At 32.0% G+C, this 19,579-nt stretch carries 17 protein-coding genes and 1 riboswitch; of the genes, 11 read left to right on the top strand and 6 right to left on the bottom strand.

Annotated features, from left to right (window positions below):
* Nucleotides 1–218: 218 nt before the first annotated feature.
* The 3 genes from AC3WQX_RS09815 to AC3WQX_RS09805 all read right to left on the bottom strand — a co-directional run bounded on the left by AC3WQX_RS09815 (nt 219) and on the right by AC3WQX_RS09805 (nt 2,425).
* On the bottom strand, nt 219–1,073 hold the full coding sequence (locus tag AC3WQX_RS09815) for a hypothetical protein (RefSeq protein WP_030061279.1): 855 nt from the start codon (nt 1,071–1,073) through the stop codon (nt 219–221).
* A 106-nt stretch (nt 1,074–1,179) separates the two neighbouring features.
* Nucleotides 1,180–1,857: a hypothetical protein gene (locus AC3WQX_RS09810; protein ID WP_049427020.1), complete on the bottom strand. Its 678-nt coding sequence runs from the start codon at nt 1,855–1,857 to the stop codon at nt 1,180–1,182.
* 160 nt (nt 1,858–2,017) lie between these two features.
* A complete protein-coding gene (locus AC3WQX_RS09805) occupies nt 2,018–2,425 on the bottom strand; it encodes a YflT domain-containing protein (protein ID WP_002434071.1) in 408 nt (135 codons plus the stop codon).
* Nucleotides 2,426–2,641: 216 nt separating this feature from the next.
* Nucleotides 2,642–2,744: riboswitch (purine riboswitch) on the top strand.
* Between the two features lie 288 nt (nt 2,745–3,032).
* On the opposite strand from AC3WQX_RS09805, the gene xpt reads away from it, so the two are divergent.
* The 4 genes from xpt (at nt 3,033) to guaA (ending at nt 8,104) form a co-directional block, all read left to right on the top strand.
* Nucleotides 3,033–3,611 (top strand): xanthine phosphoribosyltransferase, encoded by a 579-nt coding sequence (gene xpt / locus AC3WQX_RS09800; RefSeq protein ID WP_002434618.1) that lies wholly within the window; start codon nt 3,033–3,035, stop codon nt 3,609–3,611.
* Nucleotides 3,611–4,879, top strand: coding sequence for a xanthine permease PbuX (gene pbuX, locus AC3WQX_RS09795; RefSeq protein WP_030061278.1), 1,269 nt, complete (start codon nt 3,611–3,613; stop codon nt 4,877–4,879). The genes xpt and pbuX overlap by 1 nt, the downstream gene beginning before the upstream one ends.
* Before the next feature lie 38 nt (nt 4,880–4,917).
* Nucleotides 4,918–6,384 carry an IMP dehydrogenase gene (guaB, locus tag AC3WQX_RS09790; RefSeq protein ID WP_492740109.1) on the top strand — a complete coding sequence of 489 codons (1,467 nt, stop codon included), beginning with the start codon at nt 4,918–4,920 and terminating at the stop codon, nt 6,382–6,384.
* Nucleotides 6,385–6,562: 178 nt separating this feature from the next.
* Nucleotides 6,563–8,104: a glutamine-hydrolyzing GMP synthase gene (gene guaA / locus AC3WQX_RS09785; protein ID WP_023349905.1), complete on the top strand. Its 1,542-nt coding sequence runs from the start codon at nt 6,563–6,565 to the stop codon at nt 8,102–8,104.
* A 438-nt stretch (nt 8,105–8,542) separates the two neighbouring features.
* Here the strand turns inward: guaA and AC3WQX_RS09780 are convergent, their stop codons facing one another.
* On the bottom strand, nt 8,543–9,160 hold the full coding sequence (locus AC3WQX_RS09780) for a hypothetical protein (RefSeq protein WP_023349903.1): 618 nt from the start codon (nt 9,158–9,160) through the stop codon (nt 8,543–8,545).
* 1,198 nt (nt 9,161–10,358) lie between these two features.
* On the opposite strand from AC3WQX_RS09780, the gene AC3WQX_RS09775 reads away from it, so the two are divergent.
* The 7 genes from AC3WQX_RS09775 (at nt 10,359) to AC3WQX_RS09745 (ending at nt 18,135) form a co-directional block, all read left to right on the top strand.
* Entirely contained in the window at nt 10,359–10,598 is a 240-nt protein-coding gene (locus AC3WQX_RS09775; RefSeq protein WP_002434152.1) for a ferredoxin, read from the top strand.
* A 5-nt stretch (nt 10,599–10,603) separates the two neighbouring features.
* The gene (locus AC3WQX_RS09770; protein ID WP_037560622.1) at nt 10,604–12,316 is read left to right on the top strand and encodes a hypothetical protein; all 1,713 of its coding nucleotides are present in this window, start codon (nt 10,604–10,606) and stop codon (nt 12,314–12,316) included.
* A 3-nt stretch (nt 12,317–12,319) separates the two neighbouring features.
* Nucleotides 12,320–13,567 carry an ATP-grasp domain-containing protein gene (locus tag AC3WQX_RS09765; protein WP_023349900.1) on the top strand — a complete coding sequence of 416 codons (1,248 nt, stop codon included), beginning with the start codon at nt 12,320–12,322 and terminating at the stop codon, nt 13,565–13,567.
* Nucleotides 13,564–14,775 (top strand): ATP-grasp domain-containing protein, encoded by a 1,212-nt coding sequence (locus tag AC3WQX_RS09760; protein ID WP_023349899.1) that lies wholly within the window; start codon nt 13,564–13,566, stop codon nt 14,773–14,775. The genes AC3WQX_RS09765 and AC3WQX_RS09760 overlap by 4 nt, the downstream gene beginning before the upstream one ends.
* A gap of 16 nt (nt 14,776–14,791) precedes the next feature.
* Nucleotides 14,792–15,967 carry an MFS transporter gene (locus AC3WQX_RS09755; RefSeq protein ID WP_023349898.1) on the top strand — a complete coding sequence of 392 codons (1,176 nt, stop codon included), beginning with the start codon at nt 14,792–14,794 and terminating at the stop codon, nt 15,965–15,967.
* A 410-nt stretch (nt 15,968–16,377) separates the two neighbouring features.
* The gene (locus tag AC3WQX_RS09750; protein WP_002454466.1) at nt 16,378–16,761 is read left to right on the top strand and encodes a VOC family protein; all 384 of its coding nucleotides are present in this window, start codon (nt 16,378–16,380) and stop codon (nt 16,759–16,761) included.
* Nucleotides 16,762–16,932: 171 nt separating this feature from the next.
* Nucleotides 16,933–18,135 carry a GTP-binding protein gene (locus AC3WQX_RS09745; protein ID WP_023349897.1) on the top strand — a complete coding sequence of 401 codons (1,203 nt, stop codon included), beginning with the start codon at nt 16,933–16,935 and terminating at the stop codon, nt 18,133–18,135.
* A 155-nt stretch (nt 18,136–18,290) separates the two neighbouring features.
* Here the strand turns inward: AC3WQX_RS09745 and AC3WQX_RS09740 are convergent, their stop codons facing one another.
* Both AC3WQX_RS09740 and AC3WQX_RS09735 read right to left on the bottom strand, forming a co-directional pair.
* Complete coding sequence (locus AC3WQX_RS09740; RefSeq protein ID WP_492740105.1) at nt 18,291–19,169, bottom strand: trypsin-like serine peptidase; 879 nt, start codon at nt 19,167–19,169, stop codon at nt 18,291–18,293.
* Nucleotides 19,170–19,208: 39 nt separating this feature from the next.
* Nucleotides 19,209–19,472 (bottom strand): hypothetical protein, encoded by a 264-nt coding sequence (locus AC3WQX_RS09735; protein ID WP_023349896.1) that lies wholly within the window; start codon nt 19,470–19,472, stop codon nt 19,209–19,211.
* Nucleotides 19,473–19,579 lie beyond the last annotated feature (107 nt).

The raw sequence follows: 19,579 nt of genomic DNA, 5'->3' as shown, positions 1-19,579 counted from the left end.
TATAATAAGGGTATTACTCGCGATTATAGAATTCAAGGTAGTTGAATTCATTTTTTATGAAAATAATATAGAAATAATTTTCTGAATAATTAAATAAAAGAGAATGTGTAGAGTAGGGTGTGGGTAGTTGCGATGAAACACGGTGATTTAAAAAACACTTATCTGAGTATGTGTATTTAACACATACTCAGATAAGTGTTTAGAAGTTGTATGCTCATTTATAAATTAAATAAACGCGCAAAGAATCCTTTTTTCTCTTCTCTAGGTTGAGTGTTCATTTCGTTAGGTGAATGAGACGATGTTGTTGAGTTAGAGTTAATAGTAGATTCACTATGAGTTGACTCTGGTTGTTCTGAAGTACTTACAGTGGTACTTGGTGATTGAGAATTTGATGCACTTCCGTTTAATGAATTACTGCTTTCTGATTGAGATGTAGAGAGAGAGTCAGATGTGCTTGCGCTTTCACTTTTAGTAGATGATGTACTTTCAGAAATAACTTTCTCCTTATTCTCACTTAATGATGGTGAGGATACAGTTTCACTAGATTGCGTATTCGCCTTCTTGATTTCTTTTGCTTGTTTCTCTTGAGAAGATTGAATAGCTTCTTGTGAAGTTTGAATAGTTTTTAAAGATTCAGTGTTCGCATCAATTTTGTTTGTGATTTCAGTTTGTAAATCTTTAAGTTCTTGCTGTTGTTGATGAACTTGATTGATCATTTGGCCAAGCATTTGGCGTTCTTCGCGCATTTTTTGAATTTCGCTACGTAAATCTTCAACTAACTGCGCAACATTTTGGTCAGTAGGTAATTGGCTATCTTCATCTTTTACAATTACTTGTAAGAAATCTTTTTCTTTTTCAAGTTCATCAAATGCTAAATCATAGCTATTAGTTTGCTTTACTTTATCAGCGATATCTCTAAATAATTCAATATCTTCTTCTTTAAAATCTGTAGCTTCACGTCCACGATATTCAGTTTTACTAAGTTGATATCCACGTTCTTCTAAGTGTTGTACGATTTTACGGACTTGTTTTTCACTTAGTTCGACACGTTGTGCAAATTCTTTGGTTAACATTGAAAAAGTCCCTTCATATTTGGTTTATGTATAGTGACGTTTGTCTTCGGTCAGTGAAACGTCAGTCTTACCTCATATGATAGTTTACTCTTTCTCGCTTGTGATTTCAAGTTGTTCTATAGAGGGGTCTTAAATTCATTTCTTCTAAAAGGGGATAAATAATATCGCGTGAAATTCCATTAGCGAAGACATATTTAAGAATGTAATTTGATTTAACACTCGTACCGTATATGTCTTTCGTGAGTTCGATATTGGCTTTAATAAATAAGTCAACTTTTTTAGATTCTTCATTCAAGGCGTAATTTGGATGAATGTAGTCAATTTCTTCTTGCTTTTCAAATTCATGTTCATAAAGAAATTGTCTTCGATGTTCAAGAATTTTATCAGTTTTATCATCAACAGTCTTTGGTTCTTTTGGAACTTCGAGCATAATAAAATTAATGTCTCTATCATGAACTTCGTTGGATAAAAGATTAAGTTGTTTTTCGACTTCCTCTAACGTTAAAGTAATGAGCTCGTCATGATTAGGTCCATCTTGGGCGATTAAATAGATTAGAAACGCGGCATTGGTTGTCGCTTCATAGTGAGCTGTAGCAAGGCTAACCACTTGGTCATGTTCTATACCTACAACGAATGCATAGTCATTTTCAGTTTTGTTATTTTCAAGTGAACGTTTAAATATAGAACTATCTTCACTTAAACTTATATCTAATTTTGCATCATATAATTGGAGTGCTTTTTCAAATAAAGGATCTTTAGCGGTTTGAATCGTTTTAAACTCCATAACACTGCCCCCATCAAATTTTATTTATTCTATTATAGGATAATTATAAGCTCTATTCACTGCCTGTGAGTGATTTATTTATAAAAAAGCACCACAAGGTCTACGATTTTTAACGTAAACATTGTGGTGACGTAAATTGAAACGTTCTAATTATAAGAACTTATGATTTAGGACCTTTTGATTCAGCAGCATAATGCGTAATATCTATCTCTTCATAAGCTGAATTATTCTCTTCAACTTCATCGTGAGAAGAACGATCACGATTTGCTACAAGTAATAATTTGTCATTTAAAATGTCGTTTTTATGTGATTCTAATTCATCTTCAGTTAAATTGTAACGAGAAAGAACAGCCTCTTCACCATCTTCGCCAGTTAATAAACGAGACATGCGATCACTAAATGAACCACTTGTGGCAATCATAGAGATTTGAGAATTGTGTAGGTCATCTAAGTGTAATTTACTTTTACTAATAACTGCTAATTCAGTTTCTAAATAGCCTTCAGATTTCTTTTGGTTAATGACATTATATAATTCACTTTTGTCATTTACTACAGTAATTTCTGCCATGGTTATCGCCCCTTCATCTTAAAACTTGCTTTACAAAGTTATACCCTTGTCCTTTTATATAAAACTTTTACATATATAATTATATAATTTTGATTTAGGTTTTTCCAATATGAATTAATAGTTGAAAATTAAAGCGATTTCACAATTAATTGTTGATATTGCAATCATTAACTTACATCTAACCATATTGAAAATACACAAAAAGTTTGCTATTATCATTAAATAATTTATATGACTCATATAATCTAGAGAATATGGCTTTAGAAGTTTCTACCGTGTCGCCTCAAACGACATGACTATGAGTAACAATACAATACATTAAGAGCAGTTTAGATCGTAAAACAACACAAAGTAAAACGTTTTTGATATGTCTTATAGCTATGAAGTGAGTATTTGTACATAAATACCTTTAGCGCAATTGTAATTAAGCTTTATCAAATTTTAATAAACGTTTTTAGGACTAATTTTGCGTAACTTCTTCTTATTTTTGCTTTAATGCAAAGTATTGCATGTTCACTCGTAGATCCTGAAACTATTAAATTTTAGTTTGAGGATTTTTTTATATCTAATTTATTCAAATTATTAATTATTTGAGGAGGTTTTTTGAGTGGAGTCGTTAGGACGTAAAGTCAAAGAAGACGGTGTAGTCATCGATGAGAAGATTTTAAAGGTGGATGGATTTCTAAACCACCAAATTGATGCAACGCTAATGAATGAAGTAGGTCAGACATTTTATGACGCGTATAAAGACGCAGGAATAACAAAGATTTTAACTATTGAAGCGTCCGGTATAGCCCCTGCTATTATGGCGGCATTCCATTTTGATGTTCCTTGTCTATTCGCAAAAAAAGCTAAACCTAGTACTTTGAAAGATGGATTTTATAGCACAGAGATTCATTCATTTACTAAAAACAAGACAAGCACAGTTATTGTCTCTGAAGAATTTCTTGGAGAGGGCGACAAAGTTCTTATTATTGATGACTTCCTTGCAAATGGAGACGCATCATTAGGTCTTAATGATATCGTGCAACAAGCTAAAGCAACAACTGTAGGTATTGGTATTGTGGTTGAAAAAAGTTTCCAAGACGGACGTCAACGACTTGAGAACGAAGGTCTAAATGTAACGTCGCTATGTAAAGTAGCTTCTTTAAAAGGTAATAAAGTGACGCTCTTAGGTGAGCAATAATGAAAAATTTCATTTTAAGTCTTCAACATCTCTTAGCTATGTACGCTGGAGCAATCTTAGTACCTATTATAGTCGGTACGAGTTTGAAGTTCTCCTCTGAACAGATTGCTTATTTAGTAACAGTTGATATTTTCATGTGTGGTGTAGCAACATTTTTACAAGCTAATAAAATAACAGGTACAGGATTACCTATTGTTTTAGGCTGTACATTTACAGCAGTCGCTCCGATGATTTTAATTGGGCAGACAAAAGGTTTAGGAGTACTTTATGGTTCATTATTTGTATCAGGAATTTTAGTTGTTATTATTGCACCATTCTTTTCCTATTTAGTTAAATTCTTTCCACCTGTAGTAACAGGAAGTGTAGTTACAATAATTGGAATTAATCTTATGCCTGTCGCAATGAATTATCTAGCAGGTGGAGAAGGTGCTAAAAATTATGGGGATCCTAAAAATCTAATTTTAGGTGGCGTGACTTTAATTATCATCTTGGTATTACAAAGATTTACTAAAGGTTTCCTAAAATCGATAGCTATTTTAATAGGTCTAGTTCTAGGTACAGCCTTGGCAGCAGTGTTTGGCCTTGTAGATATTAAACAAGTGGGAGATGCACACTGGGTAGGCTTACCTTTACCATTTAGATTCTCAGGTTTTGGCTTTGATCTAAGTTCGACACTTGTCTTCTTTATTGTAGCAATCGTAAGTTTAATTGAATCCACAGGTGTCTATCACGCACTTAGTGAGATAACTGGTAAAAAACTTGAGAGAAAAGATTTTCGTAAGGGTTACACTGCGGAAGGTCTAGCCATCATCTTAGGATCTGTATTTAATTCATTCCCATATACTGCTTATTCACAAAATGTTGGTCTTGTGTCACTATCAGGTGCGAAAAAGAACAACGTTATTTATGGGATGGTTATTTTACTACTCATTTGTGGTTGTATTCCTAAGTTAGGTGCATTAGCGAATATTATCCCACTCCCTGTATTAGGGGGAGCTATGATTGCCATGTTTGGAATGGTAATGGCGTATGGGGTAAGTATTTTAGGAAATATTAACTTTAATAATCAAAACAATCTATTAATCATTGCTGTATCTGTTGGTTTAGGAACAGGTATTAGTGCCGTCCCCCAAGCGTTCAAAAGCTTAGGAGATCAATTCGCTTGGTTAACTCAAAATGGAATTGTATTGGGTGCTATTTCGGCAATTATCTTAAATTTCTTTTTTAATGGTATAAACTATAAACAAAGTGATGAAAATGTGAAATAATGTAACTAATTATAAATAAAAATGGAGGCGGTTTTTAAATGTGGGAAAATAAGTTTGCTAAAGAATCTTTAACATTCGACGATGTATTACTCATTCCAGCTGAGTCAAATGTTTTACCAAGTGACGTAGATTTAAGCGTTGAATTATCAGATAAAATTAAATTAAACATTCCAGTAATTTCTGCAGGTATGGATACAGTAACAGAATCAAAAATGGCAATTGCAATGGCACGCCAAGGTGGATTAGGTGTTATTCATAAAAATATGGGCATTGAAGAACAAGCTGATGAAGTACAAAAAGTAAAACGTTCTGAAAATGGTGTCATCTCTAATCCTTTCTTCCTAACTCCTGATGAAAGTGTTTACGAAGCAGAAGCTTTAATGGGTAAATATCGCATTTCAGGTGTTCCAATTGTTGATAACGACTCTGACAGAAATTTAGTAGGCATCATTACTAACCGTGATCTACGTTTTATTGAAGATTTCTCAATTAAAATTTCAGATGTGATGACGAAAGAAGGTTTAATCACAGCTCCAGTAGGTACAACTTTAGATGAAGCAGAAGCAATTTTACAAGAACACAAAATTGAAAAGCTACCTTTATTAGAAAATGGTAAATTGAAAGGTTTAATTACAATTAAAGATATTGAAAAAGTACTTGAATTCCCACATGCTGCTAAGGATGAATACGGTAGATTATTAGCAGCAGCTGCTATCGGTACGTCTAAAGATACTGAAATCCGCGCTCAAAAACTTGTTGAAGCGGGTGTCGATGCATTAATCATTGATACAGCTCACGGTCATTCGAAAGGTGTTATCGATCAAGTTAAACACATTAAAGAAACGTATCCTGAGGTAACTGTTGTAGCTGGTAACGTTGCCACTGCTGAAGCTACACGTGCGTTATTTGAAGCAGGCGCTGACGTTGTTAAAGTAGGTATTGGACCTGGTTCTATTTGTACGACACGTGTTGTAGCAGGTGTTGGTGTTCCTCAAATTACTGCTGTATATGATTGTGCGACTGAAGCACGTAAACATGGCAAAGCTATTATTGCCGATGGTGGTATTAAATTCTCAGGAGATATTATCAAAGCATTAGCAGCAGGTGGACATGCCGTTATGTTAGGTAGCTTATTAGCTGGTACTGAAGAAAGCCCAGGTGCTACTGAAGTATTCCAAGGAAGACAATATAAAGTTTATCGTGGTATGGGCTCATTAGGTGCTATGGAAAAAGGTTCAAACGACCGTTACTTCCAAGAAGATAAAGCTCCTAGAAAATTTGTTCCAGAAGGTATTGAAGGACGTACAGCATACAAAGGTCCTTTACAAGACACTGTTTATCAACTTATGGGCGGTGTAAGAGCAGGTATGGGTTATACTGGTTCGAAAGACCTTAAAGCTCTACGTGAAGAAGCCCAATTTACTCGCATGGGACCTGCTGGTTTAGCGGAAAGTCACCCTCATAACGTTCAAATTACTAAAGAATCACCAAATTATTCTTTCTAATTAGGAATTGAAATACATTCATTATTTTAGAGATCGCTCTTCATGACTATGTTATATGTTAGCTTGAAATTCTTTTTCGGATAATCGGATGAAAAATGATAGCGAAGTATAGCACTGGGAGGAGCGTTTCTCTAAGTTTTATACATAAAAATCACAATAATAAAGGAGATTCGCAATTATGGAGATGGCGAAAGAGCAAGAATTAATTCTTGTCTTAGACTTTGGTAGCCAATACAATCAATTAATTACACGACGTATTCGTGAAATGGGCGTCTACAGTGAATTACATGATCATGAGATTTCAATTGAAGAAATCAAACGAATGAATCCTAAAGGAATTATACTTTCGGGTGGTCCTAATTCTGTATATGAAGAAGGTTCATTTACAATTGATCCTGAAATATATAATTTAGGTATCCCTGTATTAGGTATTTGCTACGGAATGCAATTAACGACAAAACTTCTAGGTGGTAAGGTAGAGCGTGCAAACGAGCGTGAATATGGAAAGGCTATTATCAACGCTAAATCTGATGAGTTATTCTTTGGACTACCTTCAGAACAAACTGTATGGATGAGCCACTCTGATAAAGTCATTGAGATTCCTGAAGGGTTTGAAGTGATTGCAGATAGTCCTAGTACAAACTATGCTGCGATTGAAGATAAGTCACGTCGTATTTATGGCGTTCAGTTCCATCCAGAAGTACGTCATACTGAATATGGTAATGACTTATTAAGAAACTTCGTACGTCGCGTTTGTAATTGTACAGGCGAGTGGACAATGGAGAATTTCATTGAAATTGAAATAGAGAAGATTCGTGAACAAGTTGGCGACCGTAAAGTTTTATGTGCTATGAGTGGTGGCGTAGATTCATCAGTGGTAGCAGTGTTGTTACATAAAGCAATCGGCGATCAATTAACTTGTATATTTGTTGACCATGGTTTACTTCGAAAAGGTGAAGGCGATATGGTCATGGAGCAATTCGGTGAAGGCTTTGATATGAATATTATTCGTGTTAATGCGCAAGACCGTTTTATGGACAAGTTAAAAGGCGTGTCTGATCCAGAACAAAAACGTAAAATTATAGGTAATGAGTTTGTTTATGTTTTCGACGATGAAGCGGCTAAATTAACGGATGTAGATTTCTTAGCTCAAGGTACGCTTTATACTGATGTGATTGAGTCTGGTACTAAAACGGCTCAAACAATCAAATCTCACCATAACGTAGGTGGGTTACCTGAAGATATGGAATTTGAGCTTATCGAACCGATTAACACGTTATTTAAAGACGAAGTACGTGCTTTAGGTATTGAATTAGGCATTCCAGAGCACTTAGTTTGGAGACAGCCATTCCCAGGTCCCGGTTTAGGTATTCGTGTACTTGGAGAAATTACTGAAGATAAATTAGAAATTGTACGCGAATCTGATGCAATTTTACGTGAAGTTGTGCGAGAAGAAGGTCTTGAAAGAGATATCTGGCAATATTTCACAGTTTTACCTGGCATTCAATCGGTAGGTGTGATGGGTGACTATCGTACGTACGATCACACTGTAGGTATTCGTGCAGTGACATCCATTGATGGAATGACAAGTGACTTTGCTCGTATTGATTGGGAAGTCTTACAAAAGATCTCGAGTCGTATTGTAAATGAAGTTGACCACGTAAACCGCGTCGTCTATGACATTACTTCTAAGCCCCCAAGTACAATTGAGTGGGAATAGAATATAAAAATGACAAAACCCTTTAACCGCAATGGTTAGAGGGTTGTTTTTGTGGTTTTAAAATTGAAAAGGGCTGAAAAAGAGCAGTGTGTGGAATTTTTCTCTTAATAAAGAGTGAAAAATAGAGATAACCATAATGTGATTATCTCTCAATTAAGAATAATTATTTAAATATTAAAACATGAATAACTCCCATAATTGCCCCGAATATAAACATAATCCAAATTAAATGAGGATTAAATCTCCAATCATTTGTATGAGTTTTAGTTATTTTCTTTGCATACCATAAATCTAATACTTTCAGCGGCGCACAAACTAGGCCATATAATAAAGGGTATATAACAAAATTCATAAAAAAATCCTTTCTTAATCAGTCATATAAAACCTCTATCAATATCCAAATTTTCCTTCCTTAAAATACGGATGGAGGCGCAACTTCTAGTTATTTTGATTATCCATTTCATTATTCATAATATTTGATACGCGATCATAATATTCTCTTTTTGAAATTTGCCCTTTATCTTTTTGAATAGTTAAGTCGCTCACTTGATTTTGACCCTCTTTAGTCATCCACGTTGTTTGGAAATCACCAGGGGGCATAGATTTTAAATCTATATGATTTTGTTGATTAGAGCCTGTATTTGAATTTACATTTTCATTTTGAGCGTTTTGATCATTATTATTAACCTCTTGTGACTGAGTGTTGTTTTGATTAGTGCTAGTTTGTTGTTGTGCATTTTGATTTTGATGATTATTCTCGTTTTGTGATTGTTGATACTGAGCCTCTTGATTTTGATTAGCCTGTTGAGTAGGTTGTTGATTTGCTTGTTGTTGATAAACAGATGAATTATTTTCAGAAACTTTTTTCTCATTATTTTGTTTTGCGTTATTATTTTCTTTTATAGACTTGTCTTTAGTTTCATTGTTTTCTTTTTTAGGATCATTTGATTTCATATCTGATTTATTATCTTCATCATTCTTAGAAGTATCATGGTGCATGCTGCATGCTCCTAAAATTAATATGCTTGTTAATAAAGTGGCAAATAATTTTTTCAAATGTAAATCTCCTTTTTAATTTTTATTTTGATTTTTAAGTAATTGAATACTATTGAGAATAGCAAACATTATTAATCACTTCTATATATAGGGTATCATAAATATTGTGAGCGACTTAAATATTGCGTTTTGAACATCAATTATAAGTGGCTTTTTTATTTTTAATAAGCGACTATAGATTATAAAATTAATATAAAATACTTGCTTTTGACTTATTAATACAATGGTGAAATAGTTAATAAATTAGTAAGGGGTATCATAATGAATATATATGTTGCTATACTTTTAGGCTTAGTGTTTACAGTTGTATATTCTGCTGTAAACACATTTCTATACAATATGAATTATAAAAGAATGAACAATGGAAGAAGTATGGAATTTATTAATGAATGGAGTTATTGCCTTAATTATGGTTGGTGTAGCGATATATTTGTCTTATTTTAAATAGTTTTGGGAAATTGGTATTAAAAAGGTAAAAAAGAGCATACTTTTAAAACTAAGGGCAAGAGTAAGAACATGAATTTAATAATTTATATCTCCAAAAGCTGATAAAAAGTTGCTTTAAAAGAAAATGATGTTATGTAAAATAAAGTTCGTGATTGAATGAAAATAATGAAATAATCATACTAAGTAGGTTAGAGACATCATAACAATAGGGTCTCTAGCCTATTTATTTTTATATTGAATACGTTATGATTACGAATTTCTAAACCTTTAGCCATTGTGGTTAAAGGTTTTTTGGTGTGTTATTCACTTTAATAAACAGAAGGAAAGAAATGATGATTTATTAAGTTATAACTATTAGCCTACCGTTTTAACAATTTAACTTAAACCCACTCTGAAGTTTATTACCACTATTTATTTGCTTTGTATTATGAAATATAAAAAAATAAAAACTTTGTTGCATAAATATTTAAAGTATATGTATTTCTTTCTATATTTTTGTTTAATGAAGCTATCTTCTATTATTTTATTAATTTATATTTTCATCTTTATTGCAAAATTGCACTCTAAAAGTTAAAATTATTTTGGGATTGTGGGAAAAGGGGATTTATATAAAATTAAAATAATATGATTTTAGAGAAATTATCTTTTGTATAAGCAATGTATTTCTAGCTATCATTCTTTTAGAAAATCATGATTAATATATCAATATTTCCACTTGCACATTGAGAATTGAATATAAGGGGGATTCTATATGAACTATTATACTTATGTAGATAGAGAAAATTGTATTTCATGTGCTGCCTGTGGAGTAGCTGCTCCTAATTTATTTAAATATGATGTAGAAGATATTGCATATGCGTGCTTAGATAATAACCGCGGATGTGAATCGGTGCCATCTAATGAAATTGAACATTTGAAAAATGCACTTGAGGGATGTCCAACAGAATCAATTAAAATATCGCAACATCCTTTTAATGAAAAGGGTGAGTGATGAATATGAATAAAAATGGTTTTGGCAAGTTATTGTTAGAAGTTCAAAATAAAGTTAAGCGTTTAAAGAATCCATCTACAATTATTCGTACGCTTTTTACGTTAGATGGGAAAATAGCTGAATCTGTTGGAGTGAAAAGTCTCAATATAGAACAAAATGCTATTTATCAATGTTTAACCGAACATAATTCTAGAATCGTTTTTACCTCTGAGTTAGAAAATGTTGATGAAAATAGAATTTATTTCGGTATAACTGAATATGGAAGAATACTCTTGGGTGCGGATAACTTTTTTGATGATTATGCACTTGTATTAGGTTACTTCGTTGTAAATGAACAAGTGATAAAAATCATAAATGAAAAGATAAGAAAAGCGTTAGAGATAGAAGAAGAAATATACAATAAAGAAGTAAAGAACTTTTTCAAAGGTAAAAGCAAAGATGAGATTAACGAAATAATAAAATTTATTAAGTTTAATATCTATCACATGGCACCCATATTGCTTTATGTTAAAGATAAAACTTTTAGTACATTTTATAATTATAATAATTTGATAAAAGAATTCGATGGAGATACAGAGGACTTTTTATTAAATGATTTGCCCTATAAAAGTGCTGAAAAATGGGATAAAGCAGAAAAAATTTTTGTTTTTAATATGTATCTATTACTTAAATCTGGACCTCCCTCACGTGGAGAGGAAGTAAATGGTATACATTTCTCGCTGTCATTTTTAAAAGATTATTTTAATGAAAAAATCAAAGAATATAGTCATATTTTGAAAAGAGAGACGAATAGTAGTCTTAGCCTAGAAAAACAAGTGGCACGTATATATTCGTTGAGAAAAGAAATTGAAAATAGCTATTTAATCTACAGGTATATCAATGGTCTGAATTTACATAAAGAGGAAAGATATATCGATAAAAGCGAACTAGCTAAACTAAATGACGGTAGCTTAAAAACTGATTTAGAAAAATTTACCTCAATTAAATTCAAAAAAGATTATTATCATTATTTTTGCCAAATTATAGAGAAAAATATTGATAAAGAACCATATCAAATGATTGAAAAAATTATGGATATGATTATCAATAAAGCAATTGACCGAACTTCATCCGATATAGGTATGGCTAGAGGTTTTAGAGCGCCACTCAAATTTTATGAAGCCCATCAAAAAGATAAGTTAGAAGAAATTTTTAACTGGGGACAAAATCAATATTTTTGTTGTGTTATCCCAAGTTCACTCATGAAAGATGCATTTCAAGATAATTCTAAAATATTAGCAGGAATACTTACCGCTATAAGTAAAAGAATGGAATATAACAGTTGGCATTATACCCCGGGAAATTTTTTGAATAATCAAACAAGGATCACTCGTCATTTTTATTTTCCACCTGTTATGGCTGACATAACTATGTGGAGTGATCAGCATCATAAAGGACATGTGTTCGCTAAAGTTAAACATGCCATACGTTGTCCGGGATTTATTGAAAATGGGGCAACAATATATAACGCATTTTTTGATCTAAGATTAATGAAGCAAAGCGGAAGTGATTACAGTAAGAATGACCTAGTCATCGCTATATATTATAAAGAAATATTGAAGTCATTATTTCAATCTTGGTTTGATATATGTAAAAAAACCAAGAAAGAAATAAATATCAATATTTATAGTAGAGAATGGTACCAAAATAAATATACTAAAGATAAAGTGGGTGGTTAGGATATGGAAACCTTATTGTTTATAAATATAAGAAGCCATAAGGTAGAAAGAGTTCAACCTATTATAGAAGCTAAAAATTTAGGGTATCGTGTTGTCTTAATGGCAGATAAAAATCCTAAGTTAATCGGAAAATTAGTAGATGAATTAATTATTATAGATTCTTATGATATTCAAAAAACGATTAATACAGTTATTGAATACAACAAAAATATAAAAATTAGTGGTGTTTTTACTTGGTCAGATAAAGATGTAGAGCTTGTGTCATTTTTAAACAAAGAATTGGGTTTGCCTGGTATTAATCCAGAAATAGTACAAAATGTGAGAAATAAATATTTTATGAGACAAGCTATGTCGAGTGTTAAGGGGCTTTGCCCAAATTTTCAAGAGGTTAAAAGCTTGAATGATTTAAAAGAGGCAGTAGCTAATATTGGAATGCCAGGTATATTAAAACCAGTTGGTGCCTCTGGTAGCAAAGGTATTTTTAAAATTGAAAGTAAAGCACATTTGGAAGATACTTTTAATTTATTATTGGATTCTACCTCCCCAAATAAAGATAAGGTTTATAGTTACTACCCTAATCTGTATATTTATGAAGAATACATTGAAGGAGAAGAGTTCTCTGTCGAAGGTGTTGTGCAAAATAAAGAAGTATTTATTGCTGGAATTACTGATAAAAGGGTAACACCTAAATTTTCTTTAGAATATATTGCATTTTTCCCTTCTGATAAGCCTGAAAAGGTGAAAGATGAAATTAAAAAGAAAACGAAATTAGCGATTCAAAGTTTAAAAATTGATCACTGTGCATTTCATTTAGAAGGTCGGTTGACGGAATCTGGTTTTAAAGTGATAGAGATTGCAGCGAGACCAGCTGGTGGCTTCATAACGTCGCATCTTATTAGACTCTCTTCGGGTCACTCATTTATCGAAAAAATCATTGATGTTGCTATTGGAAATAATGTTAAAGATAGCTGGCCAGATTATGAAAATGGTAATAAAAAATTATGCTTTTATAGTATACGTGCACATCAAAGTGGACTGTTCAAAAAAATTGCAGGTCTAGATTTTATTATGGAAATTCCCGGAGTCATTGCCGTCATACCTTTGAAAGAAGAAGGCGATGAAGTCATTATGCCACCACAACATTTCTCTAGTTGCTTCATTGCAAATATTATTTTAGAAGGAGAAAGCACTGAAGATATTGAAAATACTATCGATGAAATCGAATCGTTTATAAAGGTTGAGATACAATGACTGTAATTATATTGTCTAGTACCGATGGAAACAAAACGCCTTACGATTTATGGTTTCCTAATGCTAAAGAAAATATTATTCTTTTTTGTCCAGTAGAAAAAGAACATACATTCAATTCACAGCATTTTTTATTAATTGAAGCATTTGAAAATTACATGGATAACGTGGAGGTTGAAACTAAAGCGATACAGCTAAGCAAAAAGTACAATATCACAAATGTATTATCCATATCGGAATTTGACGTTGTACGGAGTGCGCGGTTAAGAGAGATACTACATTGTCCCGGTCAGTTATTGATGAGTGCGGAATCATATAGAAATAAAATATTGATGAAACAATTACTATATGATTCATCTGTAAATATTCCTAAATTTGAAAAAGTAATTTCTAAAACACAAGTTGAAAAGTTTATTCAACAAACGAGCTATCCTGTGGTTTTAAAACCAATCTATGGTTCAGGATCCATGGATGTATATATTATTAAGAATCAACAAGACATAGACGCCTTTTTTGAAAAAAATCTAAATATAAATAATTATGAAATCGAAGAATTTATCAATGGAGAAATGTATCATGTTGATGGATTAATTCAAAATCATGAAGTCATCGTTTCTTATGTTTCTAAATACTATAAAGGCTGTTTAGAATTTCAAGAAAATCAACCTTTATCGAGTTTTATGATTGAAGAAAAAAATTCGATCAATAAAATTTTAAAAGCACAAGCTGAAAAAGTCATAGATATATTACCTAGCTTTCCAAACGGCTCATTTCATGCTGAATTTTTCGTAACTAACAGTGGCGAAGTTTATTTTTGTGAAATAGGCAGTAGAACTGGAGGCGCAGAAATAGGAAAAGTGATTCAAAATTCGACGTATATACACTTAAATAAAGAAAGTTTATATTTGCAAATGTTTGAGGAACATACTATTTCAATTCCACAAGAACCAGTTGAACGATACTCTGGTTTTGTTTTGATTCCACCTCAACGTGGCGTCTATAAAGGAATTAAGAAAAATTTAGATTTTGACTGGGTAGTAGCGACTAAAATTTTTGCTAAAAAAAATAAAACATATAACGATGCGCAATTAAGTGTTGATCATATCATATCTGTTGTAATAGAAGGCAACAGTGAAAATGAACTTATTTCTAGAATTAATATTGTCAATGAATGGTATGAAAAAAATGTTATATGGGAACATCATCAATAGAATAAAGGAGTTTTTATTGAAAAATTTACCTGAAATCACATATATATTATTTTTAGCTACATTTCTTGAAAGATTTAGCTATTTTCTGATTATACCTTTTTTATCTATTTATTTAGCTCAAAATTATCATTTAAGTGGTTTAGAAATAGGTTTGGTAGTTTCGACATTTGCGATTACATCTCTATTTATGAGTTTTATAGCGGCGCCTTTTATAGACAAAATCGATAAAAAAGTCATTATTTTTGTTGGTTTATTTCTATCGGCAATGAGTTTCCTATGTTTCCCTCTAATCAGTAAATGTCTATTTTTCGTTATATTTGCTTTAGTTAATAGTATTGGAAGTAGTCTTCTTTCGCCGACATATAAAACAATTTTGGCGTTATCCACTGATAAAATGTATAAGGAATTTGTATTTAATATACGCTATTATCTTGTTAACATTTCAGCTACATTAGCTCCATTGGTGTCAGTACAATTACAATTCTTAGGTGTACATATTATTTGTTACATCATTTTTATGGCTTATTGTATCAATTTCAATGCGTTTATATATGCATTTTACGTACTTAAAATAGATTTACAAAATAAAAATAATACTTTGAAAGTTGATATTAGTCGTATGTATACTACATTTCGTGATGATAGAGCATATTCATATTTAATCATTGGATTGATCCTGTTCGTGTTTGGTTATACCGTTATGACTAGCATATTACCCCAATATTTTGCTATATATTATAAAAATCTTAATGCCTCAAAGTTATTTGCGTTGTTACTTTCAGTAAATGGAATTACTGTTATCACATGTCAATTCTTCGTTTATGTCTTTAGCAAACGCGCATCCATTAAAACAGCAATGATTACGGGGGCCATCTTATTACCTATGAGTTTATTTGCTCTAGGGATAATTGATGATGTTATCTTAAAATGTATATCAATGGTCGTGTTTACTTTAGGCGAAATGTTGGTTTTTACAATGATGGATATACGCATTGATGCATTATCTAATGATAATTTTAAAGGGACATATTATTCGTTAGCTGGTTTGCAAAACCTGGGAGCTTTGTTAGCGCCAATCATAGGTGGTGTGTGTTTAGACATTATTCAGCAAGGTTGGATAATATTCGGATTGTTATCAATCATAACCTCTTTCAGTATATTATTTTTCTATAAAAGTAATAAAATTGCATAATAATCAAAATCGGCATTGTATATTTAAATTCATAAGTGTATAAATATAGATTTTAAATGTTATATATTGTGATGATTTCAACGTCTAAGTATTCAAGTCTGTCAGTTAAGCAAAATTTATTCATTATATCTTAAAGGTTTTATAATAATAATGTAAAGAAATAATTGAGAGGAGATGAATTTCATGAGTGATTTAATTCAATTCGCGAAAAAAGTCTTCGACTTCTTAAGAAGTATTCTAGTACATGGTGGACCTAAGTTTTAAATAAATTGCCACTCCATTAAGGAGTGGCTTTGTTGTATTGAATTGTAGTACAACGTAAAAAATTAAACATTAAGATTTTTGAAATTTTCGAAAGTTTAATATATATTTGTTAAACAAACTTTAAGACTAAAATTATGGAGGGGTATATGAAGACTGTCAGTCCATTTATTTATGTAAAAGACGTAGATAAATCATTAAGTTATTATAAAGATGTATTTCAGGCAAATACTGAAATTCTGATGGGTAAAGATGGTAAAACGTATCATGCCCAATTGATTATTGGAGAGAGTACTTTTGTTCATTTCGCAGATACTTTCCATAAACATCCGATTTCTAAAAATCCTCACCTCATTATCGAATGTGATTCGCAAGAAGAATTGGAACGTGTGTATCAACGATTAGTAGATGACGGTGGTCAAATTAAAGTGAAATTAGAGAAGACGTTCTTTAATGCGTATCATGCTGAAGTTAAAGACCGCCTAAATGGTATTACATGGGTATTAAATTACTTCATTAATGGCACATTTTAAAATTAAACAATTCGTTATGGGTTAGTTAAAAACGAGAAACGTTTTTAACTAACTTTTTTTATTTGTGCTATTGCTAAACTCATTTTCAAAAGAATAGGTTGATACTTAAACCAACTTTCTATAAAATGTAAAACGTAATAATTACTATTTACATAAAGAGAGGTTATATGAATGGCTAAGATACCAGTGACAGTGCTAAGTGGATATTTAGGTGCTGGAAAGACAACATTGCTTAATCATATTCTTAAAAATAGAGAGGGGCGTCGAATTGCTGTCATAGTCAATGATATGAGTGAGGTCAATATTGATAAAGACTTAGTCGCTCAAGGCGGAGGGTTATCTAGAACGGATGAAAAACTTGTCGAACTATCAAATGGGTGTATCTGTTGTACTTTAAGAGATGATTTACTTAAAGAAGTTGAACGTTTAGTTAAAAAGGGCGGTATTGACCAAATTGTCATTGAGTCTACAGGAATTTCAGAACCTGTACCGGTTGCGCAAACATTTTCCTATATAGATGAAGAATTGGGGATTGATTTAACCGCTTTATGTAGGTTAGATACTATGGTAACTGTAGTGGATGCGAATCGTTTTGTTAACGATATACAATCTGAAGATTTATTAGCTGATAGAGATGAAAGTATAGGGGATGCTGATGAACGCACAATAGCAGATTTACTGATTGACCAGGTTGAATTCTGTGATGTGATGATTATCAATAAAACTGATTTAGTAAGTAAAGAGGCATTAGGTCGTTTAGAACAGACTCTTAGAGCGTTACAACCTGAAGCAAAGATGATTAAAACAGTAAATTCAGAAGTTGATTTATCAGAAGTATTAAATACACAGTTATTTGACTTTGAGAAGGCAAGTGAGTCTGCGGGATGGATCAAAGAGCTTACAGAAGGTGGTCATGAACATCATACGCCTGAAACAGAGGAGTATGGAATTTCATCATTTGTTTATCGCAGAAAACTCCCATTTAACGCAGAACGTTTTAAAGATTGGTTCGATCATTTACCTAGCAATATCGTGAGAGCAAAGGGAATCGTTTGGTTTGCACAACATAATAGTGTAGCTTGTTTATTGTCGCAAGCAGGCTCGTCATGTGATGTTCATCCTGTAACATATTGGGTTGCTACCATGCCTGAACAAAAGCAGAAAGAAATACTTCAAGCACGTGCGGAAGTAGCTGCTGAATGGGATTTAGAATATGGGGATCGTCATACGCAATTTGTTGTTATAGGAACTGACTTAGACCAAGAGGAAATAACTAGACAGCTAGATGCTTGTTTAATAAATACTTCAGAAATTAATCAAGATTGGCGATTACTTTACGATCCTTATCAATGGAAATATGATAAAAGAATGTAGTGAGGAGTTGATGCGTATCATTTACTATTCTGGGTGAACTTAGAGTCTTGAGTTTCAAGAAAATAAGTGATTGTTCCACGTGAAAAATACATTAAAAATACAGGTTATTGTAAAAGTGAATGTAATTAAGCACTCCTGCAATAACCTGTTTTAATTTATTTAATATTCTTTCTAACAAATTGACCTGCCGAACCTTTAAATGATTCGCCACCAGCCATTTCTTGTTTCGCATATTGGTCTGTTGATTTTCCATCTAAATTATATCCATATGTTCTCAAGCCATAAATTTTGCTGAATTTGGAATCTAACATCGGTGAACCTGAAGCGCCTGATCTGAAAATATCTTTTGTTAGTATTTCTGAACCATTTCCAGAAAATTGTACAAAGCGTAAACGATTAAAATATGCCTTAGTATTATCATTATGTTGCCATGGATAACCTAATGAGTAAAGTGTCGAGTTGAATTTTAAACTTTTAATTTCTTTGTCCGTAGCGATTCGTATAGGTTTAACATACTTGCCCATTTTTTCTTTAGTATGTACTACCGCAATATCGCTTTGAGGTACTTTAATCACCTTTGAGGCATGAAAATGATATGGGATAGACTTGCCATCTCGATTCATATCGAATGAAATGTATTTAGCAGCTGCAGCTTTACCATATCTGTCATCAATGACATGGGCATTCGTAATAAATGTATGCGAACCTATCACTGTTCCTGTTCCCATTGAATCTTGTTTTCTTACTTTTGGGTCGTTGCTTCCTTTTTTCCAGCCATTCTTATTAGATACTCTACCAATTGCTTTTAATTTACTTTGTTTAGTAGTTGTGTAATGCGAGATACTAAGTTTCTTATTACTGATTTTTTTAGCTTTATTCAAAGCTGTAACATATGTTGGATACTGAAACCCGTCTCGATAATAATGATCAACTTCAGCTTTAGCTTTTTCACTGTGGTACAAACTAAATGTAATAGTGGATGTTGAAATCAGTGTACCAGCAATAACAGTTTTAATGATTTGAGATATTTTCATAATTAGCTCTCCCTTTGTTAATGAAAATAAATGATCTAATTAGACAATAGCGAATGGCGTAGTGAAAATGAGTAACACAAAAAAGTTAACGAAGAATAGAGAAATATTAAGTGATTTATTATTTCTAAACATTCCTAAAATGTTAACAATGATAGATATAACGAAAAATGTTGCACCTGGGAAATACCAAAAACTAAATCCACTTTCGTTATATAGATTAGTGAACATTGTTGTATAGCAAATAAACACGCTAATTAGTGTGAATAAGATTGATAAAATATCTAAAATTGATAGATTTCTCATGTATGTCGTTCCTTTCGATGTCGTAGTAATAATTAAATTTTTAGCATTGAAATCATAGTTAAGAGTTAGCAAATTTCATGCTGTATATTCTATTATATGTATAAATA

This window comes from Staphylococcus sp. FW104-15G4D (assembly GCF_058790135.1).
Note: the sequence above shows the minus strand (reverse complement) of the source record. Positions and strands in the feature narration are given on the sequence as shown.